This window comes from Streptomyces griseus subsp. griseus (assembly GCF_003610995.1).
Lineage (GTDB): Bacteria > Actinomycetota > Actinomycetes > Streptomycetales > Streptomycetaceae > Streptomyces.
The window spans coordinates 4,965,650-4,989,638 of the sequence record NZ_CP032543.1; the positions used below are offsets into that span (position 1 = coordinate 4,965,650).

General features: G+C 68.9%; 17 protein-coding genes. 11 read left to right on the forward strand and 6 right to left on the reverse strand.

Features of this window, described 5'->3' with window-relative positions:
• Positions 1-64 precede the first annotated feature (64 nt).
• From D6270_RS22555 to D6270_RS22570, 4 genes are all read right to left on the reverse strand, one after another.
• Positions 65-1,270, reverse strand: coding sequence for a glycoside hydrolase family 1 protein (locus tag D6270_RS22555; protein WP_109163790.1), 1,206 nt, complete (start codon positions 1,268-1,270; stop codon positions 65-67).
• Positions 1,271-1,368: 98 nt separating this feature from the next.
• Positions 1,369-2,244, reverse strand: a complete 876-nt coding sequence (locus D6270_RS22560) for a carbohydrate ABC transporter permease (RefSeq protein ID WP_109163789.1) — start codon at positions 2,242-2,244, stop codon at positions 1,369-1,371.
• Entirely contained in the window at positions 2,241-3,209 is a 969-nt protein-coding gene (locus D6270_RS22565) for a carbohydrate ABC transporter permease (RefSeq protein WP_109163788.1), read from the reverse strand. Before D6270_RS22565 ends, D6270_RS22560 begins: the two co-directional genes overlap by 4 nt.
• Before the next feature lie 2 nt (positions 3,210-3,211).
• A complete protein-coding gene (locus D6270_RS22570; RefSeq protein WP_109163787.1) occupies positions 3,212-4,456 on the reverse strand; it encodes a sugar ABC transporter substrate-binding protein in 1,245 nt (414 codons plus the stop codon).
• A 244-nt stretch (positions 4,457-4,700) separates the two neighbouring features.
• Between D6270_RS22570 and D6270_RS22575 the strand changes: the two genes are divergently transcribed.
• On the forward strand, positions 4,701-5,774 hold the full coding sequence (locus tag D6270_RS22575; protein ID WP_109163786.1) for an acetylxylan esterase: 1,074 nt from the start codon (positions 4,701-4,703) through the stop codon (positions 5,772-5,774).
• Between the two features lie 41 nt (positions 5,775-5,815).
• Here the strand turns inward: D6270_RS22575 and D6270_RS22580 are convergent, their stop codons facing one another.
• On the reverse strand, positions 5,816-7,003 hold the full coding sequence (locus D6270_RS22580; RefSeq protein WP_109163785.1) for a PP2C family protein-serine/threonine phosphatase: 1,188 nt from the start codon (positions 7,001-7,003) through the stop codon (positions 5,816-5,818).
• 146 nt (positions 7,004-7,149) lie between these two features.
• On the reverse strand, positions 7,150-8,220 hold the full coding sequence (locus tag D6270_RS22585) for a LacI family DNA-binding transcriptional regulator (protein ID WP_093685982.1): 1,071 nt from the start codon (positions 8,218-8,220) through the stop codon (positions 7,150-7,152).
• A 464-nt stretch (positions 8,221-8,684) separates the two neighbouring features.
• Between D6270_RS22585 and D6270_RS22590 the strand changes: the two genes are divergently transcribed.
• The 10 genes from D6270_RS22590 to D6270_RS22640 all read left to right on the forward strand — a co-directional run bounded on the left by D6270_RS22590 (position 8,685) and on the right by D6270_RS22640 (position 23,977).
• Positions 8,685-11,114 (forward strand): ABC transporter family substrate-binding protein, encoded by a 2,430-nt coding sequence (locus D6270_RS22590; protein WP_109163784.1) that lies wholly within the window; start codon positions 8,685-8,687, stop codon positions 11,112-11,114.
• A 377-nt stretch (positions 11,115-11,491) separates the two neighbouring features.
• Positions 11,492-13,363 (forward strand): translational GTPase TypA, encoded by a 1,872-nt coding sequence (gene typA / locus D6270_RS22595; protein ID WP_109163783.1) that lies wholly within the window; start codon positions 11,492-11,494, stop codon positions 13,361-13,363.
• Positions 13,364-14,361: 998 nt separating this feature from the next.
• Positions 14,362-15,990, forward strand: coding sequence for a peptide ABC transporter substrate-binding protein (locus D6270_RS22605; protein WP_109163781.1), 1,629 nt, complete (start codon positions 14,362-14,364; stop codon positions 15,988-15,990).
• 94 nt (positions 15,991-16,084) lie between these two features.
• Positions 16,085-17,011, forward strand: coding sequence for an ABC transporter permease (locus tag D6270_RS22610; RefSeq protein WP_109163780.1), 927 nt, complete (start codon positions 16,085-16,087; stop codon positions 17,009-17,011).
• Positions 17,004-17,963 carry an ABC transporter permease gene (locus tag D6270_RS22615; protein WP_109163779.1) on the forward strand — a complete coding sequence of 320 codons (960 nt, stop codon included), beginning with the start codon at positions 17,004-17,006 and terminating at the stop codon, positions 17,961-17,963. The genes D6270_RS22610 and D6270_RS22615 overlap by 8 nt, the downstream gene beginning before the upstream one ends.
• A gap of 11 nt (positions 17,964-17,974) precedes the next feature.
• Entirely contained in the window at positions 17,975-19,033 is a 1,059-nt protein-coding gene (locus tag D6270_RS22620) for an ABC transporter ATP-binding protein (RefSeq protein ID WP_109163778.1), read from the forward strand.
• On the forward strand, positions 19,026-20,168 hold the full coding sequence (locus D6270_RS22625; RefSeq protein WP_109163777.1) for an ABC transporter ATP-binding protein: 1,143 nt from the start codon (positions 19,026-19,028) through the stop codon (positions 20,166-20,168). Before D6270_RS22620 ends, D6270_RS22625 begins: the two co-directional genes overlap by 8 nt.
• Before the next feature lie 165 nt (positions 20,169-20,333).
• On the forward strand, positions 20,334-21,965 hold the full coding sequence (locus D6270_RS22630) for a peptide ABC transporter substrate-binding protein (protein ID WP_109163776.1): 1,632 nt from the start codon (positions 20,334-20,336) through the stop codon (positions 21,963-21,965).
• A gap of 118 nt (positions 21,966-22,083) precedes the next feature.
• A complete protein-coding gene (locus tag D6270_RS22635; RefSeq protein ID WP_109163775.1) occupies positions 22,084-23,007 on the forward strand; it encodes an ABC transporter permease in 924 nt (307 codons plus the stop codon).
• On the forward strand, positions 23,000-23,977 hold the full coding sequence (locus D6270_RS22640) for an ABC transporter permease (protein ID WP_109163774.1): 978 nt from the start codon (positions 23,000-23,002) through the stop codon (positions 23,975-23,977). Before D6270_RS22635 ends, D6270_RS22640 begins: the two co-directional genes overlap by 8 nt.
• Positions 23,978-23,989 lie beyond the last annotated feature (12 nt).

Here is a 23,989-nt window from a genome sequence, read left to right on the forward strand (position 1 = left end):
GGAGGGAGCCGTCAGGTGGCTCCCCGTATCGGGGGTGCCCCCCTGTGGTGAGGGGGCGTCTCCATTACGCTGCTGCGCGCGGGAGTTCGCGCGTGCGGCCCAGCGAGCCCAGCCACTGCGCCGACGGGCGCGGCGTGCGCTCGAAGGTCTCCAGGTCCACCGCGATCAGGCCGAACGTCGGCTTGAACGAGCCCCACTCGTAGTTGTCCAGCGCGCTCCACGCCAGATAGCCCTGGATGTCGATACCGTCGGCCAGCGCCGAGGCGACCTCGTTCAGCGCGCCCGCGTAGTAGTCCGCGCGGCGGCTGTCGTCGTCGGTGGCGATGCCGTTCTCCGTGACGATCAGCGGGACGTCACCGACCACCTCGGCCGTGTGCCGCAGCGCCTCGCCCACCGCGCTCGGGTAGAACTCCCACTGCGTCAGCGTCCGTTCGGCGTCGTCCGCCGCCGGGATCGGGCCGTCGGGACCGATCCGCGTACGGGTGTAGGACTGCACGCCGATCCAGTCGTCGCCGCGCGCCGCCTCGATGAACACGTCCTCGCGCGGGTGGCGGTAGGCGGCCGTCACATCTTCCGCGCCGGGCAGTGCCTGGTAGACCTGGTTGGCGATGGTCCAGCCGACCTGGATGCCCGCGTCCAGCGCCCGGACCTCCTTGACCGCCGCGTGGTGGGCCGCGATGACCGCCTGGGTCGTCTCGTCGTCGGGCGTGGGCAGGCCGGCGGGCGGGAAACCGATGTCACCGCGCTTGGCCTGGCCCGCCATCACGGCGATCATGTTCGGCTCGTTGATCGTGCAGACGTGCGCCACGCCTTCGGAGATCACCGGCGCGCAGGCCGCGACGTACCGGGCGAACAGCTCCACCGCCCCCTCGGCCGTCCAGCCGCCGCGCGCCTCGAACCACTGCGGCACCGTGAAGTGGTGCAGCGTCACCATCGGGCGCAGGCCGCGGGCGATCGCACCCTCCACCATCCGCCGGTAGTGGGCGAGTTCGGCGCGCGAGAAGGAGCCTTCGACCGGTTCGATCCGGGCCCACTCGATGGAGAACCGGTAGTCGGTGAAGCCCAGCGAGGCCAGCAGGTCCATGTCCTCGGGCCAGCGGTGATAGCTGTCGCAGGCGTCGAGGCTCGGCTCCTGGATGTGGGTGCCGGTGCTGTGTTCCTTGATCCACCAGTCGCTGTTGGTGTTGTTGCCCTCGATCTGGTGCGCGGCCGTGGAGGCGCCCCAGAGGAAGCCCTCGGGGAACGGGACGGGAGCAGGGGTGTTCGTCATCGCGACATGTCTTTCTGGTGGGTGGTGAGGGGTGTGGCCGCCGCTGTTACGGGGTGGGGTGCGACGACCTCGTTACGTCAGGTGCCTCGGCGGAAGCGCTACTTGAGGCCCGCCGTGGCGATGCCCTGCGTGAAGTGCCGTTGCAGGGCGATGAAGAGGGCCAGCACCGGGAGCACGACCAGGAACGCCCCGGCCATCAGCATCCCGTTCGATCCGCCGGCCTTGTTGGGGTCCGTGGCGAAGGTCGCCAGCGCGACCGGGAGCGTGTACTTGTCGGGGTCGTTGGTCGCGATCAGCGGCCAGACGAAGTTGTTCCAGGAGCCCAGGAAGGTGAAGATCGAGAGCGTCGCCAGGGCGGGCTTCACCAGCGGCATCACGATCCGCCAGAAGATGTACCACTCGCTCGCCCCGTCCATCCGGGCCGCCTCCAGCAGCTCGTCCGGGATCGACTGCATGAACTGCCGCATCAGGAAGACCCCGAAGGCCCCGGCGGCGAACGGCAGCACCAGACCGGCGTAGCTGTCGATCAGCTGGAGCTTGCTCATCAGCACGAACAGCGGCAGCAGCATCAGGTTGCCGGGCACCATCAGCGCGCCGAGCACCAGGCCGAAGAGCTTGTTGCGGCCCACGAAGTTCAGCTTGGCCAGGGCGTAGCCGAGCATGGAGCAGAAGACCAGGTTCGAGACGGTCACCAGGACCGCCACGATCACCGAGTTCATGAAGTACAGCGGCAGGTCCAGCTTGTCCAGCAGCTGCCGGAAGTTGGTCAGGGTCCACTCGGTGGGGATCCACACCGGCGGGCTGGCCGACAGCTCGCTCTGCGTCTTGAAGGCGGAGAGCCCCATCCAGAGGAAGGGTGCCGACATGACCAGCAGGCCGAGGGAGAGCAGGACGTAGACCAGGGGGCGGGAGGCGCTCCGCCTCTTCCTCCCCGGCGTCCGGGCGGTGGGCGCGTGGCTGCTGGTGGCGCTCATTTCGTGTTGTCCTTCAGCAGTCGGAGCTGGAGCACCGTGATGCCCATGATCACCACGAACAGGACGTACGCCATGGCGCTCGCGTAGCCCATGTGGAAGAAGTTGAACCCTTCGCGGTACATGTTCAGCGAGACCGTCAGCGTCGAGTCGGACGGGCCGCCCTGGGTCATCACGAACGGCTCCTCGAACACGTTGAGGTAGCCGATCGTCGTGATCACCGTGGCGTAGAGGACCGTCGGCCGCAGGAGCGGGACCGTGATTCCCCGGAACTCCTGCCACACGCTCGCCCCGTCCAGCTTCGCCGCCTCCCGTACCTCCGTCGGGACCGCCTGGAGGCCCGCGATGAACAGCACCATCACCGTTCCGACGTTCCGCCAGACCGCCATCACGATCAGCGACGGCATCGCCAGCGTCTCGGAGCCGAGGAAGTCCGGTGCCGTCCAGCCCACTTCGGAGAAGAGGCCCGCGATCAGACCGTCGCTCGGATCGAGGACGAACCGCCAGACGACGGCGACCGCGACGATGGTGGTCACCACCGGGGCGTAGAAGCCGACCCGGAAGAAGGTCCGCGCCCGGTCGATGCCGTTGTTCAGCAGTACGGCGGTGACCAGGCCGATCGCGATGGTCAGCGGGACGCCGACCACCACGAAGTACCCGGTGTTGAAGAGGGACTTGAGGAACTTCTCGTCGCCGAAGAGCTTCACGTAGTTGTCGAACCCGATGAAGTCCGCTTCCCACGGGCGCGTCACGTTGCGCAGCCCGAAGTCCGTGAAGCTCATCACCAGCGTGGCGAGGATCGGGAACGCCATGAAGACGGTGAACAGAACGAGGAACGGGGTGGAGAACAGCCAGCCCGCCGCGTTCTGCACGCCCATCGACGGCTTGCGGCCTCTTCTGCCCGCGGGCGCGGTGGCGGGTGGCGGCGGTTCCCGCCGCGCGGCTGCCTTCTCGGTCGTGGTGCTCATGGCTACTGCTTCACGAGGCCTTCGATCTGGGACTGCGCCTGCTTCAGCGCGTCCTCGGCGGACGCCTTGCCCTGCGTCACCTTGGCGATGGCCTGGTCGACCTTGTCGGTGATCTCGGTCCACTGCGCCAGCGACGGCGAGGACTTGGCGGTGTCCATCTGCTTCTTGAAGACCTGGAGGTCGGCGTCGTCCGCGAGCTTGCCGGACTCCCAGGCCGAGGTGTTGGCGGGCAGGTCCTTCGTCCGCTCGTACCAGTCGGCCTGGCCCTCGGTGTCGGTGAGGTACTCGATGAACTCCGTCGCCGCGGCCTTGTGCTCGCTGTCCTTGGAGATGACGAGGGAGGAGCCGCCGGCCATCGAGGTGGAGGAGGCGTCCGCCGGAACGTTGGCGATGGCCCACTCGCCCTTGATCTGGGGCTGGCCCTCGTTGAGGAGGGTCACGTGCCAGGGGCCGCCGAAGAACATCGGGACCCGGCCGTTGCCGAAGTCCTTCACCACGTCGTAGCCGGGCTGCACGGACTTGTTGGACAGGCCCTTGTCGAAGTAACTGCCGTACTCCTTGAGCGCCTTGACCGCAGCCGGGCTGTCGATGACCGCCTCACCGTCGGCGTTGACGATCTCGCCGCCCGCCGAGTAGAGGAAGGAGTAGAAGTTCTGCACGGTGTCCAGGCCGCTCGGCTGGATGGACAGCCCCCACTTCGTACCGGCCTTCTTCTGGTACGCGGTGGCCAGCTCCTGGAGCTCCTTCCAGTCGGCCGGGGCCTTGGTCACGCCCGCCTTCTCGGCCAGGTCCGTGCGGTAGTAGAGGACGCGGGTGTCGACGTACCACGGCACGCCGTACGCGGTGCCGTCCACCTCGCCCTGCTCCCAGCCCGCCGGGAAGAAGTCCTTCTTGTCGAAGACCTTGGTGTCCACCGGCTCCAGCACGCCCAGTTCGGCGAACTCGCCCATGTAGCTCCCGCCCATCTGCGCCACGTCGGGCAGCGTGCCCGCCGCCGCGGCCGAGACGAGCTTCTGGTGGGCCACGTCCCAGCCGACCGGAGTCACCTTGACGGTGATGTTCGGGTTGGCCTTCTGGTACACCTTCGCCACGTCCGCGAGCTTCTCGCCCTCGGCGCCCATGGCCCAGACGGTGAGCGTCTGCTTCTCGTCCGCGGCGACATCTCCGCCGGAGGAGCCGCAGGCGGAGAGGGTGACGGCGAGCGCGAGCGCGAGGCCGGCGGGGGCGGTTCTGGCGATGCGGGACATGGAGGGCTCCTCCTTGAGCAATCCTGATGCTGCGCGATGTATGCGCTGCCTGTAAGCGCATACATCACTCTGCGCCAGGCTTTCCGGAATCCGCAAGAGGGTGCTGGGTCACACTCGTGCAACGTGGCCGACACCTGGGCGCCCACTCCCGCACCGTAATCGCGCTGTTTGTGGAACAATAGGTGATGTGACCGATTCGTCGCCCCGCTCCCCTGGGCGGTGAGTCGGCGTCTACGCTCGCCGCATGGCCTCACCCGTCGCCTTCGCCCATGACTTCCCGTTCGACCCCGCCCACGGGTACACCGCCCTCGACCAGCTGCTCCAGGTCCCGGCGCCGCCCGCCCCCGCGGACTTCGAGGCCTTCTGGCGTGACCGGTACGCGCGTGCCCGTGCGGTCAGGACGCGGCCCGTCCTCGGCCCGGTGGAGGAGGAGCGCGACGGCGTACGGGTCCACCCGGTCACCTACACCTCCGTGGGCGGCGTCCGGCTCGGCGGCTGGCTCGCGCTGCCCGCCGAGGGTCCGGTGCGGTACGGATTCGTCGTCGGCCACGGGTACGGCGGCCGCCAGGACCCGGGCCGGGACCTCCCGCCGCCGCTGCCCGGGGCCGCCGCGATCCTGCCGTGCGTGCGGGGCATGGGGGAGCGGGGGCGGGTCGACGGCATCCCGGACCTGGCCGATGAGCATGTGCTGCACGGGATCGGCTCCCGCGACTCGTACGTCATCGGGGAGTGCGTGGCCGACCTCTGGTGCGCCGCCTCGGCCCTCACGGAGGTCGTCCCGGAACTGGCGGTCGTGGGTGCCGGTGCGGTGAGTGGCGGGCGGCCGGGGGCGGCGGGCTCCCGGCCGGCCGGCGACGGGCACCCCGGCGGGCCGCGCCTCGGCTACCTCGGCGAGAGCTTCGGCGGCGGGCTCGGGGCTCTCGCGCTGCCCTGGGACGACCGCTTCGGCGCCGCCCAGCTCACCGTCCCCACCTTCGGCAACCACCCGCTGCGGCTGACCCTGCCCTGTACCGGCAGCGGCGAGGCGGTGCGGGCGCACCACCGCGAGCACCCCGGAGTCGCCGACGTTCTGCGCTACTTCGACGCGGCGACGGCGGCGGGGCGGCTGGAGCTGCCGACGCTGGTCGCGGCGGCGCCGTTCGACCCTGCCGTGCCGCCGCCGGGGCAGTTCGCCGTATACAACGCGCTGGCCGGGGAGCGCGAGCTCCAGGTGCTGAGCGCGGGGCACTTCGCGTACCGGGGGATGGTGGCCGAGGCGGCGGAGCTGGACGCCGATCGGACGCGCTTCTTCGGGGGGTGGCTGACGGCTGCCGGGTGAGGGCTGCCGGCTGGTGGCTGCCGGCGGGCGTGCCGGGCGCCTCAGGCGTCAGGTCGGGCTGCCCCGGGGCCGTGCCAGTCCAGGCAGAGGACGGTGGCGTCGTCCCGGGGCGGGCGGCCGCCGTGCGCGTCCGCGACCGCGGTGACGATGGTGCGGACGACCTCCCGCGGGTGCTCGGCCGCGGTCTGGACCAGCAGCGTGGGCAGGCCCACCGCCGCCGCTTCACGTTCCTGCACGCCGTCGGTGTACAGGAGGAAGCGGTCGCCGGGGCGCAGGTCGAGATCCTGCACCTGGTAGGCGTCCTGCGCCGGGAAGCCGAAGGGCATGTCGACCTGCGGGGTGATCTCCTCGACCGAGCCGTCGCGCATCCGGAGCGGCCTGGGATGGCCGGCGTTCACGAGCTGCGCGCGGCTCCCGTCCAGGGCGATGCGGAGCAACTGACCGGTGGCGAACGTGTGGTCGCCGTGGTCGAGGAGGGCCTGATGCATCTGGCGGGCCTGCTCGGCGAGCTCCACCCCGGACCGGCGGGCGCCGCGCGAGGCGTTCACGACGAGGGTGGCGATGAGCGAGGCGTTGACGTCGTGGCCCATGGCGTCGGTGACGGAGAGATGCAGGGCGCTGTGGTCGAGGCTGTAGTCGTAGGTGTCCCCGGCGATGTCGGAGGCCGGGACCAGCGCCCCGGCGAGGGTGAACTCCGCCGCTTCGCAGGAGGCGGCGGAGGGAAGGAGCTGGCGTTGGATCTCCGCGGCCAGGCTGACCGGAGTGGTGCGGTTGCCCCAGTGGTAGAGGTCGGTGAAGCGGCGGTCGGTGACGATGATGTACGCCAGCGCGTGCGCGGCCTCCTCGACCTGTGCGAGCACGTCCTCGGTGACGGCTTCGAGGAACAGCTCCAGTACGCCGATGGTGTCGCCGCGGTTGGTCACCGGAGCGAGGACCCGCCGGCCCCTCCCGTCCTGCTGCCCCTGCACCAGCTTCTGGGAGCGCAGCACCTTGTCGTAGATGCCGCTGGCGGCCAGGGGAACGGGCTCGGTCCGGTCCTTGGGGGAGCCGTCGGTCATGTCGCTGACCCGCAGCAGGCGATTGCCCACCAGGTCCACGAAGAGGAACGACACATATCGCGCACCGAACCGGGTGCGGAGGTCGCGCGCCACGACGTCGAGTGAATTCACCGGCGCGGCGTCCCTTGCGGCCGCCAGCACCGCGGCCAGCCCTGTCCTGTCGCTCACCACAGCCTCCTCGGGTCGGAGGTTGCTTATGCCCTCCCAGCCCGGACTCAGTGCTCCGCCCTAGAGAACTGCATGGTTTATGTGCATAAAACCACCCGAAGCGACTGAGCCCGACCGCCTGGTGTCACCCGATCGGTGGCCGTACCGGCTCACCCGCAGCCGCAGCTCGCCCTCCGTGTCACCGAGACCGGCAGCTCCAGCGAGACCGGGGCGCGGCCCGGGTCGGCCAGGCGTTGGACCAGCAACTCCACTGCCTGCTCGCCGAGTTGGCGGATCGGCTGGCGGACCGTGGTCAGGGGCGGGCGGACGATCCGGCTCAGCGGGATGCCGTCGAAGCCGGTCACCGCGATGTCCTCGGGGACCCGTACGCCGCGCCGCTCCAGCGCCTGGAGGGCCCCCATCGCCATCTGGTCGTTGACGAAGAGCATCGCCTCCGGCCGTTCGACCCCCGTACCCTCCGAGCGGTCCAGCAGGGCATCGGCCGCCCGTGCGCCCTCGGCCTGCGTCAGGGTGCCGGTGCTCAGTTCGGGGCGGGAGGGGACCGGGAGCCCGGCCTCCTGGCACGCCTGCCGGAAGCCGTGGAAGCGGGCGACGGCGTCCGGTGAGTCGTCCTCGCCCCCGACGAACGCCAGGCGGCGCAGCCCGTGGTCCTCGATGAGGTGGCGGGTCAGGGCGCGCTGGCCGTCCGCGTTGGCGACGACGATGTGGTCCAGGTGGTCGATCTCGCGGGGCCCGGCGAGCATCACCACGGGCAGCCGGCGCGATATGACCTCCAGGTCCTCGGTCGGCACGGTCCGGGCCAGCACGGCGAACCCGTCGACCCTCCCCGCCACCTTGGCGACCAGGCTCTCCGGCCCGCCGTCCAGCGAGGCGGCGATGAGGAGGGCGTAACCGTGACGCCTCGCCGCCCGCTCCATGCCCCGGATGATCTGGTCGGAGTAGAGCATGACGGCCTGGTCGTCGTCGGCGTCGTTGAGCGCGGCGGCGCTCTCGGCGTCCGGGTCGGCGTAGTCCGGGAAGCAGAGGCCGAGCACGCCCGTGGTGCGGCTGGCCAGGCCCCGGGCGCTGCCGCTGGGTACGTAACCGAGCTCGCGGGCCGCCGCCAGCACCCGTTCGCGGGTCTGGGCGCGTACGGAGTCGGGGTTCCGGTAGACCCGCGAGACCGTGGCAATGGAGACGCCCGACCGCTCGGCGACGTCGTACACCGTGGGGGCGCTCACTCGACCGACCGTCCGCTTCTTCGTCCGCCGCGACTGGCGCGGGTGCTGATCCCGGGCCGGCGGCTTCCGGTGCCGGCCCCTGCGATCACGGGCTCGTGAAAGCGCATTCACCCTAGATCCTGGGCCGCCGGGGGAGCAAGACAGGGCGATCCGGGGCGACCAGGATGGGGCGGGGTGCGCGCCATGGCGTGAGCCGGAGCGCGCCACGGCGGGACCGGGGAGGTGTCAAGGCGGGGCAAGGCGGGGACGGGGGCGGGTCAAGGCGGGAGCGGGGGTGTGCCAGAACGTTCCTCCGGGCGGGTGAGCTTGCCGCCCCCGTACGTCGTGTCGGCCGCTCCTCCCGCGCGGAGGCGCTTTCAGTGGGTGGCAGGAATCAGTCTGATCAACTGCAAATGCCACCAAACAAGCACTATCCGGCCCATTCCGGTACGGGGTGGTCCGGGCCGGCCCCGGAGGTATCAGCCATGTCCCACGTCGGCGTCCCGCGCGGGACGGTACGAAAGCGCCGCTCGCTCGCGCTCCTCACGGTGGGGGTGCTCACGATCCCCGCGCTGGCGGGCTGCAGCTCCGACACCGGGGAGACCTCCCGGGGGGCCCCGCAGGACATCGCCCCCGCCGCCCGCGACCGGGTCGCCGACGGATCGACGGTGAACTGGGCCGTCGACGCGATGCCCGCCACCCTCAACGCCTTCCAGGCGGACGCCGACAGCGCCACCACCAAGATCACCGGGGCCCTGCTGCCGACGCTCTTCCCGATGGACGCGACCGGGCAGCCCAAGCTCAACCCGGACTACCTGGAGTCCGCGAAGATCATCGAGCGCGAGCCCAAGCAGGTCGTGCTCTACAAGCTCAACCAGCAGGCGGTCTGGAGCGACGGCCGCGAGATCGGCGCCCCCGACTTCGTCGCCCAGTGGCGGGCGCTCAGCGGCAAGGACTCGGCCTTCTGGACGGCCCGCAACGCCGGCTACGAGCGGATCGAGAAGATCGAACGCGGCGCCGACGACCTCCAGGTCCGGGTCACCTTCGCCAAGCCGTACGCCGACTGGCGCTCGCTCTTCTCGCCGCTCTACCCGAAGGAGATCACCGGCAAGCCGGACACCTTCAACGACGGCGCGCGCACCGCACTGAAGAACACCGCCGGCCCCTTCCAGCTCCAGAGCGTGAGCAAGGCCAAGGGCACCGTCACCCTCGTCCGCAGCCCCCGCTGGTGGGGCGAGAAGGCCAAGCTGGACAGCCTCGTCTTCCGGGCGGTCGCCCCCAAGGACCGCGCCAAGGCCCTCGCCGACGGCACCGTGCACATCGCCGACGTCGACGCCGCCACCGCCAACCGCATCGCCCTCGCCCGGCGCGACGGCAACAACGGCCAGCCGCTCACCCACGGCCCCGGCGCCGACCTCACCCCGGCCGCCGCCCTGCGCTCCTGGGCCCTGGCCAACGGCTCCGACGAGGAGCAGGCGGAGATCGCCCAGGCCGCCCGGGAGAAGAACCGCAAGGCCGTCGCCGCGTACGGGGCCGAGCAGAAGGCCCTGCGCGGATACGCCGTACGCAAGTCCCTGGAGCCCGCCTACACCCAGCTCGCGCTGAACGGCGAGTCCGGCCCGCTCGCGGACGACCGGGTCCGCCGGGCGGTGGCCCGCGCCCTCGACCGCCAGGAGCTCGCCGAGAACGTACTGAAGCCGCTCGGGCTCCCGGCGAAGCCGCTCGGCAGCCACCTGGCCCTGGCCGGACAGCCCGGCTACAAGGACGGCAGCGGGGCGCTCGGCGACCAGAACACCAAGGAGGCCCAGGCGCTGCTGGCCGACGCGGGGTGGACCCGGGGCGGTGCGGCTGAGAAGCCGAAGGACACCAAGGCGGGCAGCGAGGCGGAGAAGAAGGACGAGGAGGACGAGGAGAGCACCGAGAAGGACGGGAAGAAGGAGGGCGCGGAGAAGAGCGAGGCCGAGGGGAAGAAGGCCGAGGAGAAGGCCGACAAGGACGCCGGGAAGGACGACAAGGAAGAGAAGGCCGACAAGGCCGCCTCCGGCTCCGCTGAGAGCGCCTCCTCCCGCGCCGAGGGCCTCTACATCGTCGGCCAGGACAACAAGCCGGGTGCCGGACCCGTCCAGGGCCCCGACGCCTCCTACGTCCTCGCCCCCGCCGGGAGCGCCGCCGCCCAGAGCATCGCCCTGCTCCGCCAGGCGGGCGCCGTCAGCGGGGACACCGACGCCGCCGCCAAGGCCGCCGAAGCCGCCAAGGTCACCGCCCAGGACAAGCAGCCCGGCGGCGCGGCCGGTGCGTACGCCCCCATGGGCACCCCCGCCCCCGCCCCCGCCTCGGTCAACGGGCCGCTCGGCAAGGACGGCAAGACGCTGACCCTGCGCTTCGTGCTCCCCTCCGGACCCGGCTCGCAGTCGCTGCGCGGGGTCGGCGATCGGATCGCGGCGATGCTGGAGAAGATCGGGATCGGTACGGAGATCACCAAGGTCCCCGACGAGAGCTACTTCAAGGACCACATCGCCTCCGGCGACTACGACCTGGCGCTCTACTCCTGGCCCGCCACCGCCTACCCGGCCACCGACGGACGCCCGATCTACGCCAAGCCGGAGCCGGCCACCGACGGGTCGCTCCTGGTGGAGCAGAACTACACCCGGGTCGGCACCGACCACATCGACCAGCTCTTCGACCGGGCGGTCGCCGAACTCGACGAGAAGGCCTCACGGGAGCTGATGAAGCAGGCGGACGCCCGGATCTGGGCCGCCGCCGGATCGATTCCGCTCTTCCAGCGCCCGCAACTCGTCGCCGTGGACAAGAAGCTCGCGAACGCCGGCGCCTTCGGCTTCGCGGCCCCCCGTTACCAGGACATCGGGTTCACGGACCGGCAAGCGGCAGGTTCCCCCGCAGACCGCAAGAAGTAGCGGGTCACCGGAAGAATCAGCAGGTCAGCGGAGAAAACAGCAGGTCAGCGGTGCGCACAAGCTCAGATGCTGCTCAAAACCCTTGCCCGTCGGCGACCCCGGCGGGCAAGGTGGTATCCGCCCCGACCCGGGCCGTTCGACCTCCTCACACCCTCTCCGCACGCGGCCCTCCAGCGGCCGCGGCCGCTTCTTGACATGGGCTGAATATCGGCTGAATCACACGGGAAGACCGCATTCGCGGATCGGCCCGGGAAGCCCGGGACGCGCAGGGCCCGTACCATGGGACGAGCCGTGGCGTGCCGCCCGGCGGGCGTACGAGGACTCGAAGACCGACTGAGACGCCTGATCCCACGATCCGAGAGAAGCGCAAGCCACCCATGCCCACGCGCCACGACATCCGTAACGTAGCCATCGTCGCCCACGTCGACCACGGCAAGACCACGCTGGTCGACGCCATGCTCAAGCAGGCCGGAGCGTTCGCCGCCCACGCCGCCGAGCACCTCGACGATCGCATGATGGACTCGAACGACCTGGAGCGTGAGAAGGGCATCACGATCCTCGCCAAGAACACGGCGGTGAAGTACCACCCCAAGGACGGCGGGGACCCGATCACGATCAACATCATCGACACCCCCGGCCACGCCGACTTCGGCGGCGAGGTCGAGCGCGGTCTGTCGATGGTGGACGCGGTCGTGCTGCTCGTCGACGCCTCCGAGGGTCCGCTGCCCCAGACCCGCTTCGTGCTGCGCAAGGCGCTGGCCGCGAAGATGCCGGTCATCCTCTGCATCAACAAGACCGACCGCCCCGACTCCCGGATCGCCGAGGTCGTCGACGAGACGTACGACCTGTTCCTGGACCTGGACGCGGACGAGGACCAGATCGAGTTCCCGATCGTCTACGCCTGCGCCCGTGACGGCGTCGCCTCGCTGACCAAGCCCGAGGACGGCACCGTCCCGCAGGACAGCGACAGCCTGGAGCCGTTCTTCTCCACGATCCTCTCGCACGTCCCGGCCCCCGAGTTCGACGAGGACGCGCCGCTCCAGGCCCACGTCACCAACCTGGACGCCGACAACTTCCTCGGCCGTATCGCGCTCTGCCGTGTGGAGCAGGGCGAGCTGCGCAAGGGCCAGACCGTCACCTGGATCAAGCGTGACGGCACCATGTCCAACGTCCGCATCACCGAGCTGATGATGACCGAGGCGCTCACCCGCAAGCCGGCCGAGGTGGCGGGCCCGGGTGACATCTGTGCGGTCGCCGGCTTCCCGGACATCATGATCGGCGAGACCCTGGCCGACCCCGAGAACCCGGTCGCGCTCCCGCTGATCACGGTCGACGAGCCGGCCATCTCGATGACCATCGGCACCAACACCTCGCCGCTCGTCGGCAAGGGCGGCAAGGGCCACAAGGTCACCGCCCGTCAGGTGAAGGACCGCCTGGACCGCGAGCTGATCGGTAACGTCTCGCTCCGCGTCCTGGACACCGAGCGCCCCGACGCCTGGGAGGTCCAGGGCCGTGGTGAGCTCGCGCTGGCGATCCTCGTGGAGCAGATGCGCCGTGAGGGCTTCGAACTGACCGTCGGCAAGCCCGAGGTCGTCACCAAGCAGATCGACGGCAAGACGCACGAGCCGATCGAGCGCATGACGATCGACTCCCCCGAGGAGCACCTCGGCGCCATCACGCAGCTCATGGCGACCCGCAAGGGCCGCATGGAGACCATGACGAACCACGGTTCGGGCTGGGTCCGCATGGAGTGGATCGTGCCCTCCCGCGGCCTCATCGGCTTCCGTACGGAGTTCCTGACGCAGACCCGCGGTACGGGCATCGCGCACTCCATCTTCGAGGGCCACGAGCCGTGGTTCGGCGAGCTGCGCACCCGTCACAACGGCTCGCTGGTGGCGGACCGTTCGGGTTCGGTCACGCCGTTCGCGATGGTCAACCTCCAGGAGCGCGGTGTCATCTTCACCGAGGCCGGCACCGAGGTCTACGAGGGCATGATCGTCGGCGAGAACTCGCGCGCCGACGACATGGACGTGAACATCACCAAGGAGAAGAAGCTCACCAACATGCGTGCGGCCTCCGCGGACACCACGGAGAACGTGGTCCCGGCCCGCAAGCTCTCCCTGGAGCAGTCCCTGGAGTTCTGCCGCGAGGACGAGTGCATCGAGGTGACCCCGGAGACCGTACGTATCCGCAAGGTCGTCCTGGACGCGAAGGAGCGCGGCCGCGCCGCCTCCCGCGCCAAGCGCTGACGTACCCCTGGGCGGGGCGCCGAGGGGGTCCTCGGCGCCCCGCGACGAGATCGGTCCGGCCTTCCACGACCCGTGGGGGCCGGACCTTTCGCGTTCCCCCACGGCCGCATCGGGAGCGGCGCGGGGGCGATGGCAGGGGTACCGGGACACGGCCTGATGGAGGGTCGCATTCCCGTTGTGCGCCGAGTTCACGTCGTCACCCGAGCCTCAATATTCCCTCAAGTAGCTGGAGTTGCCTGGTCGTGTGGACCATATTCGTGGTGGCCGCACCAGCGGGGGCGGCAGTGTGAACGGTGGGGACCTGACCAGGTTGCGCATCCGCAAGGGGAACGGTGAGCGGGACCGCGACCAGGGTGCCGGCGGCCGAGAAGGTCAGGGAGGCCGGCGGCTCGGTGAAGGCGACCGCCGGGGCCGGGGGCGGCGGGAAGGCCGTCCAGGCGGGCCTGGAGGGCTCCGTGGGACGCGGACGGCAGGCCGAGGGCAGGCGGACCACCAGGAAGTCCGAGTCCGTGACCTTCGAACCGACAAGAAGTCCGAGTCCTTCCAGCTGACGGAGAACGGCACGCACGTCTTCTACGCGGGGACGCCGGGTCGGCAATACGCCTGTCGGGGCCCTGGTTCCGGTGGGAGAATGCTGTCCGGGGCGGGTTCGGACGCAATCCATTTTCCTGATGCATGTGTCCGGTTATCGGGCGTCGCCCTCCGGAAGTTGCGTTAACAGTCCGTTTCGCGGGCGTCTGTCTAGGATCACTTTGTCCGGATTTCGGGCATCCGGGGGCCGGTGATGTTGTCAAACCGAGACCCTTTAAGTGTGGTTTACGGCCCGGTCGTACTCAATAGTTGGCTCCATTGAGCTCGGGTCAATGGGTCACGCGCTGTGGGGAGCGCCGACTCACGAGCACACTTCGGGGTCACTGTTCATCGCCGTCAGGGGTGTCGGCGACGTATCAGTGCCCCTCTCGCAGTGATCAAAAGTGGACTCTTGAGGAGGAGAACCCATGCGTGGTTCCAAGATGGTCGGGTGCGCGATAGTCGTCGCCCTGGCTGCGACCGCTTGTGGCGGTGGCAGTGGCGATGGCGACAGCGAGGGCAAGGGCAAGAGCGGCGGCGGGTTCAGCATGAACGTCGCCGAGCCGAAGCGCCTCATCCCGCAGTCGACCACGGAGTCCGGTGGCTCGCAGGTCCTGTCGGGCCTGTTCACCCCGCTCGTCGACTTCGACGCGAAGAACGAGCCGGTGCTCGCCGCCGCGGAGTCCATCGAGAGCCCGGACAACAAGGTCTGGACGATCAAGCTTAAGGACGCCACCTGGCACGACGGCAAGCCCGTCACCGCCAAGGACTACGTCGGCGCCTGGAACTGGGGCGCCTACGGCCCCAACGCCGCCGACGGCAACTACTTCTTCGGCACCATCCAGGGCTACGACGAGATGAACCCCGTCGACCCGGACGGCGAGGAAGGCCCGAAGAAGGCCGCCGAGCCGAAGGCCAAGGAGCTCTCCGGCCTCAAGGTCATCGACGACAAGACCTTCGAGGTCACCCTCAAGGCCCCGTTCGCCGGCTACAAGTCCGTTCTGGGCTACACGGTCTTCTACCCGATGCCCGAGGCGGCGCTCTCCGACCTCAAGACGTACGAGGAAGCCCCCATCGGGCAGGGCCCGTTCCAGATGGACGGCAAGTGGAACCACGACAAGTTCGTGAAGGTCAAGGCCTACAAGGACTACAAGCTGGGTGACAAGCCCAAGGTCGACTCGGTCGAGTTCCGGATCTTCCAGGACCAGAACACCGCGTACAACGACCTGCTCGCCAACAACCTCGACATCGTGGACCAGATCCCGACCGAGGTCATGGGCACCGCCCCGAGCGAGCTGGGTGACCGCTTCAAGACGTCGCAGGCCTCGACCTTCCAGTTCGTCGCCTTCCCGACGTACGACAAGAAGTACAGCGACCCGCGCGTCCGCAAGGCCATCTCGATGGCCATCGACCGTGACGAGATCATCAAGGTGGTCTTCCAGGACTCGCAGTCCTCCGCGCGTTCCTTCGTCTCCCCGGTCGTGGGCGGCTACCGCGAGGACACCTGTGGCGAGGCGTGCAAGTTCGACCCCGCCGCCGCCAAGAAGCTGCTCGCCGAGGCCGGTGGCATCGACGGCAACAAGATCAACATCGGTCACAACGCCGACGGTGGCCACGAGCAGTGGATCAACGCCACGTGTGACCAGCTCAAGAAGAACCTGGGCCTCGACTGCGTGAGCCAGGCCGTGCCGAAGTTCGCCGAGCTGCTGACGCAGGTCGAGAACAAGAAGTTCTCCGGCATGTTCCGCATGGGCTGGATCATGGACTACCCGTCCATGGAGAACTACCTCGGCCCGCTGTACAGCACCGGTGGTTCCTCGAACTACTACGGCTACAGCAACAAGGAGTTCGACAAGCTCCTCCAGGACGGCCGTGAGGCCAAGACCGAGGAAGAGGCCATCGTCAAGTGGCAGGCCGCTGAGGACATCCTCGCCAAGGACATGCCGGTCATCCCGCTGCGCTTCGGCAAGAACGTCTTCGGTCACTCGACCAACGTCAAGAACGTCGAGATGAACCTGTTCAACCAGGTTGAACTCACCAAGGTCGAGAAGTCCTGACCTGCGTCGCGTGTGACGCAGTAGTCAAAAATTAGGGCCTGACGACGGGGGGCGGACCCACATCCGCCCCCCGTCGTTCCCACGAGGAGGAACCATGGGCCGCTACGTCGCAAGACGGCTGCTCCAGATGCTCCCGGTCATCATCGGGACCACCTTTCTGGTCTTCGCTCTCGTCACCGCCATGGGTGGTGACCCGGTACAGAACCTGTACGGAGAGCGTCCTGTTCCGGAAAGCATCAGAGTTGCGCTGACCGCGCAGTACCACCTGGACGATCCCCTGCCGATCCGCTACGGCTACTACCTCGCGGGTCTGGTCCAGGGTGACTTCGGGACGAGCCTCAGTGGCTCCCGTCCCATCAGCGAAATGATCGCCGACGCGTGGCCGGAGACCCTCCGCATCGCCGGCATCGCCTTCGTCTTCGAAACGATCATCGGTGTCGCCGCCGGTGTGATGGCGGGCATGCGGCGCGGAAAGTTCCTGGACAACCTTGTCCTGCTCTCCACGCTGACCGTCATCGCCATCCCGATCTTCGTCCTCGGGCAGGTCAGCCAGATCTTCCTGGGCGTCAAGGCCGGCATCTTCCCCGTCTCGGGGACCAACGAAGGTTTCGTCAGCTACCTTCTGCCCGGCCTCGTGCTCGGTTCCGTCTCGCTCGCCTACATCGCACGCCTCGCCAGAGCCTCCGTAGCGGAGAACCTGCGCATGGACTACGTGCGTACGGCCAAGGCGAAGGGCCTTTCCCCGTCCCGGATCACCGGGATCCACGTCCTGAGGAACTCGCTGATCCCCGTGGTCACCTACCTCGGCGCGGACCTCGGAACGCTCATGGGCGGGGCCATCGTCACCGAGCGGATCTTCAACATCCCCGGTGTCGGTTACAACCTCTTCAAGGCGATCCAGATCGAGGACGGACCGGCGCTGGTCGGTTTCGTGACCCTCCTCGTCATCGTCTACGTGGTGATGGCGCTCATCGTGGATCTCCTCTATGCCGTGCTTGACCCGAGGATTCGCTATGCCTGACGCAACCAAGACCTCCGCCACCCCGGAGTCCGCCGAGGAGGCCAAGGCCGCATCGGCGCAGGGCACGGCTCCCGTCAAGGAGCTGGCCAAGCCGCGCAGCCTCCTCCAGGACGCGGTGCGCGACCTCGTTCGCCGACCGCTCTTCCTGATCCCCGGCGGCATCATCCTGGTGCTGGTCGCCATGGCCGCCTTCCCGTCGCTGTTCGCCAGCGCCGACCCGCAACTGTGCGAGCTGGGCCGGTCGTTGCAGAAGCCCAGCGCCGACGCCTGGTTCGGTTACGACGCCCGTGGCTGCGACGTCTACGCCCGCACCATCTACGGCACCCGGACCTCGATCACCGTCGGTGTCCTCGCCACCCTGGGATCGGCCCTCATCGCCCTGATCTTCGGCCTCGTCGCCGGGTTCTACGGCCGGTGGGTCGACGCGATCATCTCCCGCGGCATCGACATCGTCATGGGCATCCCGTTCCTGGTCGGCGCCATCGTCATCCTCAACAGCTTCCGCGACGACGACGGCTTCCGTATCGGCGGCATCTGGGGTGTGCTCACCGCACTCACCGTGCTCGGCTGGATGAGCATGGCCCGCATCATGCGGTCCACCGCCATGCAGACCAAGCAGTCCGACTACGTGACCGCGGCCCGCTCGCTCGGCGCCTCCACCGGCCGGCTGATGTTCCGGCACGTGCTGCCGAACGCACTGACCCCGCTGATCGTGCTCGCGACCATCTCGCTCGGTGTGATCATCTCGGCCGAGGCGACGCTCAGCTTCCTCGGTGTCGGTATCCAGGAGCCGACCATCTCCTGGGGCGTCATGATCAATCAGTCCCTGGGGCGGATCCGCGAGTCGCTGCACCCGCTGCTCTTCCCGGCCGGCTTCGTCAGCATCACCGTGCTGGCGTTCATCATGCTCGGCGACGCGGTCCGCGACGCCCTCGATCCCAAGCTGCGCTGAGGGAGGCGTACGTGACCACCATGGAAAAAACCGCGAACGTCCCCGCCCCTCGCGGCGAGGAGGACCACCAGGGCCCGCTGCTCGAAGTCCGGGACCTGCACGTCGAGTTCCACACCCGCGAGGGCGTCGCCAAGGCCGTCAACGGTGTCAACTACACCGTCGACGCCGGTGAGACGCTGGCCGTGCTCGGCGAGTCCGGCTCCGGCAAGTCCGTGACCGCCCAGGCGATCATGGGCATCCTCGACATGCCGCCGGGCCGCATCCCGCAGGGGGAGATCCTCTTCCGCGGCAAGGACATGCTCACCATGGCCGAGGAGGAGCGCCGCAAGATCCGGGGCCGCAAGGTCGCGATGATCTTCCAGGACGCCCTCTCCTCGCTCAACCCGGTGCTGACCGTGGGCTACCAGCTCGGCGAGATGTTCCGCGTCCACCTGGGCATGTCCAAGAAGGACGCCAAGCTCAAGGCCATCGAACTGATGGACCGGGTGCGCATTCCGGCGGCCAAGGAGCGGGTCGACGACTACCCGCACCAGTTCTCCGGCGGTATGCGCCAGCGCATCATGATCGCGATGGCGCTCGCCCTGGAGCCCGACCTGATCATCGCGGACGAGCCGACCACCGCCCTGGACGTCACCGTGCAGGCCCAGGTCATGGACCTGCTCGCGGAGCTCCAGCGCGAGTACAACATGGGGCTCATCCTGATCACCCACGACCTCGGTGTGGTCGCCGACGTCGCGGACAAGATCGCGGTGATGTACGCGGGCCGGATCGTGGAGACCGCTCCGGTGCACGAGCTCTACAGCCGCCCGTCGCACCCGTACACCCGCGGTCTCCTCGACTCGATCCCGCGTCTGGACCAGAAGGGCCAGGAGCTCTACGCGATCAAGGGCCTGCCGCCCAACCTGACGCGTATCCCCTCGGGCTGCGCGTTCAACCCCCGCTGCCCCAAGGCCGAGGACATCTGCCGTACGGATGTCCCCCCGCTGCACCCGGTCACCGAGCGCGACGGCACCGACCTGCCGGGCCGCGGAAGCGCGTGCCACTTCTGGAAGGAGACGATCCATGGCTGAGCTCGACAAGGAGTCCGTGGACGCCACCCCTAACGTCACCGAGGTGGAGACGGTCGACGTCGCCACCGAAGAGGAGGCGGTCGCCGCCATCGAGGCGCCGGTGGAGCGGGGCGAGCCGATCCTCCAGGTGCGCAACCTGGTCAAGCACTTCCCGCTGACCCAGGGCATCCTCTTCAAGAAGCAGATCGGCGCGGTCAAGGCCGTGGACGGGATCTCCTTCGATCTCTTCCAGGGCGAGACGCTCGGCATCGTGGGCGAGTCCGGCTGTGGCAAGTCCACCGTCGCCAAGCTGCTCATGATGCTGGAGAAGGCCACCGCCGGCGAGGTCTTCTACAAGGGCCAGGACATCACCAGGCTGTCCGGGCGCGCGCTGAAGGCGGTGCGTCGCAACATCCAGATGGTGTTCCAGGACCCGTACACCTCGCTGAACCCGCGCATGACGGTCGGCGACATCATCGGGGAGCCGTTCGAGATCCACCCCGAGGTGGCTCCGAAGGGCGACCGGCGGCGGAAGGTCCAGGAGCTCCTGGACGTCGTCGGCCTGAACCCGGAGTACATCAACCGCTACCCGCACCAGTTCTCCGGCGGCCAGCGCCAGCGCATCGGCATCGCCCGCGGCCTCGCGCTCAACCCGGAGATCATCATCTGCGACGAGCCGGTCTCGGCGCTGGACGTGTCGGTGCAGGCGCAGGTCATCAACCTGATGGAGAAGCTCCAGGACGAGTTCAACCTCTCCTACCTCTTCATCGCGCACGACCTGTCCATCGTCCGGCACATCTCGGACCGGGTCGGCGTCATGTACCTCGGCAAGATGGCCGAGATCGGTACGGACACGCAGATCTACGACCACCCGACGCACCCGTACACCCAGGCGCTGCTCTCCGCGGTGCCGGTGCCCGACCCCTCCGCGCGTGAGGGCCGCGAGCGGATCATCCTCACCGGTGACGTTCCGTCACCGGCGAATCCGCCCTCGGGCTGCCGCTTCCGCACCCGGTGCTGGAAGGCGGAGGAGCGCTGCGCCACCGAGACGCCGCTGCTGGCGATCCCCGAGCGCTTCGCCGCCTCGGGCGGCCCGGCCGCGCACGAGTCGGCGTGCCACTTCGCCGAGGAGAAGGACGTCGTTCACGCGGCGTAACCGCTTCCGGTAGCAGTACGTCAGATGCCCGGCCCCCTCCGAGGGGGCCGGGCATCGTCGTGTCCGGACCGCCCCGTTCCCGTACGGGGTAAGCCCGCATGCGATCCGTGGCGGTATGGGGTGATATGAGGCATTGAGCTACTCGATGACTCTAGGAGGCACTTCATGCGCGGAGCCACACAGGCCAGGTGGGCCGCATGTGCGGTGGCCGTCGCCCTGGCAGCGACGGCCTGCGGCGGCGGAGGCGATGACAGCGGCGGCAGCGGCGCCGACGGGATCGTCAGCTCCTCCTGGGGCGACCCGCAGAACCCGCTGGAGCCCGCGAACACCAACGAGGTGCAGGGCGGCAAGGTCCTCGACATGGTCTTCCGGGGACTCATCCGGTACGACCCCAAGACCGGCGAGGCGCAGAACATGCTCGCCGAGTCCATCGACTCGGACGACGCCCAGAACTTCACGGTCAAGATCAAGGACGGCTGGACCTTCTCCAACGGCGAGAAGGTGACCGCCAAGTCCTTCGTGGACGCCTGGAACTACGGCGCGGCGCTGAAGAACAACCAGAAGAACGCCTACTTCTTCCAGTACATCGACGGGTACGACAAGGTCCACCCCGAGTCCGGCTCGGCCTCCGCCGAGACCCTCTCCGGCCTCAAGGTCGTCGACGACCTGACCTTCACCGCCAAGCTCAGCCAGAAGTTCTCCCTCTGGCCCGACACCCTCGGCTACGCGGCCTTCGCCCCGCTGCCCAAGGCGTTCTACGACGACCACGACGCCTGGCTCTCCAAGCCCATCGGCAACGGCCCGTACACCGTCCAGTCGTACGCCAAGGGCTCCTCGATGAACCTGCGCCGCTGGGACGACTACCCGGGCGACGACAAGGCGAAGAACGGCGGCGTCGACCTCAAGGTCTTCACCGACAACAACACCGCCTACACCTCCCTGACCTCGGGCAATCTCGACCTCGTCGACGACGTGCCCGCCTCCCAGCTCAGGAACGTGGAGCAGGACCTCGGCGACCGGTACATCAACACCCCCGCCGGCATCATCCAGACCCTCGCCTTCCCGTTCTACGACAAGAAGTGGGACACCGACGACGCCCGCAAGGTCCGCCAGGGGCTCTCCATGGCGATCAACCGGCCGCAGATCACCGACCAGATCTTCCAGAAGACCCGCACCCCCGCGACCGACTGGACCTCCCCGGTCCTCGGCGAGGACGGCGGCTTCAAGAAGGGGCTCTGCGGCAAGGAGTGCACGTACAACAAGGCCGAGGCCAAGAAGCTGATCGACGAGGGCGGCGGCATCCCCGGCGGCCAGCTGAAGATCTCGTACAACGCGGACACCGGCTCCCACAAGGAGTGGGTCGACGCCGTCTGCAACAGCATCAACAACGTCATGGGCAACAACCAGGCCTGCGTCGGCGGCGCGATCGGCACCTTCGCCGACTTCCGCAGCCAGGTCTCCACCCAGAAGCTGACGGGTCCCTGGCGCGCGGGCTGGCAGATGGACTACCCGCTGATCCAGAACTTCCTCCAGCCGCTCTACTACGCCAACGCCTCGTCCAACGACGGCAAGTGGACCAACAAGGACTTCGACGGCCTGGTCGACAAGGCGAACGCCGAGACCGACAAGGCGAAGGCCATCACCACCTTCCAGGACGCCGAGAAGGTGCTCGTGGAGCAGATGCCGGCCATCCCGCTCTGGTACCAGAACGGCAGCGCGGGCTACTCGGACCGGATCGAGAACGTGGAGCTGAACCCGTTCAGCGTCCCGGTCTACACGGAGATCACGGTCAAGTGACCCGGCCGTACGGAGACCACGGCCACGTGACCCGCTGAGGCCGGGGGGCCGGGACGCCCGACGCGCGTCCCGGCCCCGGTCCATCCCGCCAGACCCGCCCCGACCCCCGGAGCCCCTCATGGGACGTTATGTGATCCGGCGGCTGCTGCAGATGATCCCCGTCTTCTTCGGCACCACGCTGCTGATCTTCCTCATGGTGAACGTGATGGGCGACCCCATCGCGGGCCTCTGCGGCGACCGCCAGTGCGATCCGGCCACCGCCGCCCAGCTGCGCTCCGAGTTCGGCCTCGACAAGCCGGTCTGGCAGCAATACCTGACGTACATGGGGAACCTCTTCACCGGCGACTTCGGCACCGCGTTCAACGGGCAGAAGGTCACCGAGCTGATGGCCACCGCCTTCCCCATCACGATCCGGCTCACCATCGTCGCGATCGTCTTCGAGGTCGTCATCGGCATCAGCCTCGGCGTCGTCACCGGCCTGCGGCGCGGCCGCCCCGTCGACACCACGGTCCTCATCCTGACCCTGGTCGTCATCGCCGTCCCGACCTTCGTCACCGGCCTGCTGCTCCAGCTCCTGCTGGGCGTCAAGTGGGGCATCATCAAGCCCTCGGTCTCCTCGGACCCCACCATCGACGAACTCCTCGTCCCCGGCCTGGTCCTCGCCTCGGTCTCGCTCGCCTACGTCACCCGGCTCACCCGGACCTCGATCGCCGAGAACGCCCGCGCCGACTACGTACGCACCGCCATCGCCAAGGGCCTGCCCCGGCGCCGGGTCGTCGTCCGGCATCTGCTGCGCAACTCCCTGATCCCCGTCGTCACCTTCATCGGTACGGACGTGGGCGCCCTGATGGGCGGGGCCATCGTCACCGAACGGATCTTCAACATCCACGGGGTCGGCTACCAGCTCTACCAGGGCATCCTGCGCCAGAACTCCCAGACCGTGGTCGGGTTCGTCACCATCCTGGTCCTCGTCTTCCTGGCGGCCAACCTGATCGTCGACCTCCTGTACGCCGTACTCGACCCGAGGATCCGCTATGCCTGAGCCGCAGACCCCGGACGAAGCGATCTCCCAGGCGGGCGCCGGCGGCGCGACGGACCTCGCCATGGAGGAGGGCACCACCCTGGAGAGGACCCCGGGCGGGCCCGAGGGCTCCGGACCGGCCGGAAAGCCGCGCAGCCTCTGGTCCGATGCCTGGCGCGACCTGCGGCGCAACCCGGTCTTCATCATCTCCGCGCTGGTCATCCTCTTCCTGGTGGTCATCTCGATCTGGCCCTCGCTCATCGCGAGCGGCGACCCCCTCCAGGCCAACCTGGACGACGCCCAGAAGGGCTCCGAGCCCGGCCACCCCTTCGGCTTCGACCCGCAGGGCCGCGACGTCTACACCCGGGTCGTGTACGGGACGCGTACGTCGGTCACCGTCGGCGTCTGCGCCACCCTCGGCGTCGCCGTCCTCGGCAGTGTGCTCGGGGGGCTCGCGGGCTTCTTCGGCGGCTGGTGGGACTCGATCCTCTCCCGCCTCACCGACGTCTTCTTCGGCATCCCCGTCATCCTGGGCGGCCTGGTCTTCCTCTCCGTCGTCACCAGCTCCACCGTCTGGCCCGTCGTCGGCTTCATCGTCCTGCTCGGCTGGCCGCAGATCGCCCGTATCGCCCGCGGCTCGGTGATCACCGCCAAACAGAACGACTACGTCCAGGCGGCCCGCGCGCTCGGCGCCTCCAACTCCCGGATGCTGCTGCGCCACATCACCCCGAACGCCATCGCGCCCGTCATCGTCGTGGCGACCATCGCGCTCGGCACGTACATCTCGCTGGAGGCGACGCTCTCCTTCCTCGGGGTCGGCCTGAAGGACCCGGCCGTCTCCTGGGGCATCGACATCTCCGCAGCCTCCAACTACATCCGCAACGCCCCGCACATGCTGCTCTGGCCCGCCGGAGCGCTGGCGGTCACCGTGCTCGCGTTCATCATGCTCGGCGACGCGGTGCGCGACGCCCTCGACCCCAAGCTGCGCTGAGGAGCCGGTTGC

Coding starts and splice junctions, on each gene's coding strand:
- D6270_RS22625 (WP_109163777.1), top strand. CDS start 19,026: ATGGCTGAGCTCGACAAGGAGTCCGTGGACGCCACCCCTAACGTCACC.
- D6270_RS22605 (WP_109163781.1), top strand. CDS start 14,362: ATGCGTGGTTCCAAGATGGTCGGGTGCGCGATAGTCGTCGCCCTGGCT.
- D6270_RS22565 (WP_109163788.1), bottom strand. CDS start 3,209: ATGAGCACCACGACCGAGAAGGCAGCCGCGCGGCGGGAACCGCCGCCA.
- D6270_RS22640 (WP_109163774.1), top strand. CDS start 23,000: ATGCCTGAGCCGCAGACCCCGGACGAAGCGATCTCCCAGGCGGGCGCC.
- D6270_RS22575 (WP_109163786.1), top strand. CDS start 4,701: ATGGCCTCACCCGTCGCCTTCGCCCATGACTTCCCGTTCGACCCCGCC.
- D6270_RS22555 (WP_109163790.1), bottom strand. CDS start 1,270: ATGACGAACACCCCTGCTCCCGTCCCGTTCCCCGAGGGCTTCCTCTGG.
- D6270_RS22610 (WP_109163780.1), top strand. CDS start 16,085: ATGGGCCGCTACGTCGCAAGACGGCTGCTCCAGATGCTCCCGGTCATC.
- D6270_RS22560 (WP_109163789.1), bottom strand. CDS start 2,244: ATGAGCGCCACCAGCAGCCACGCGCCCACCGCCCGGACGCCGGGGAGG.
- D6270_RS22590 (WP_109163784.1), top strand. CDS start 8,685: ATGTCCCACGTCGGCGTCCCGCGCGGGACGGTACGAAAGCGCCGCTCG.
- D6270_RS22635 (WP_109163775.1), top strand. CDS start 22,084: ATGGGACGTTATGTGATCCGGCGGCTGCTGCAGATGATCCCCGTCTTC.
- typA (WP_109163783.1), top strand. CDS start 11,492: ATGCCCACGCGCCACGACATCCGTAACGTAGCCATCGTCGCCCACGTC.
- D6270_RS22570 (WP_109163787.1), bottom strand. CDS start 4,456: ATGTCCCGCATCGCCAGAACCGCCCCCGCCGGCCTCGCGCTCGCGCTC.
- D6270_RS22630 (WP_109163776.1), top strand. CDS start 20,334: ATGCGCGGAGCCACACAGGCCAGGTGGGCCGCATGTGCGGTGGCCGTC.
- D6270_RS22615 (WP_109163779.1), top strand. CDS start 17,004: ATGCCTGACGCAACCAAGACCTCCGCCACCCCGGAGTCCGCCGAGGAG.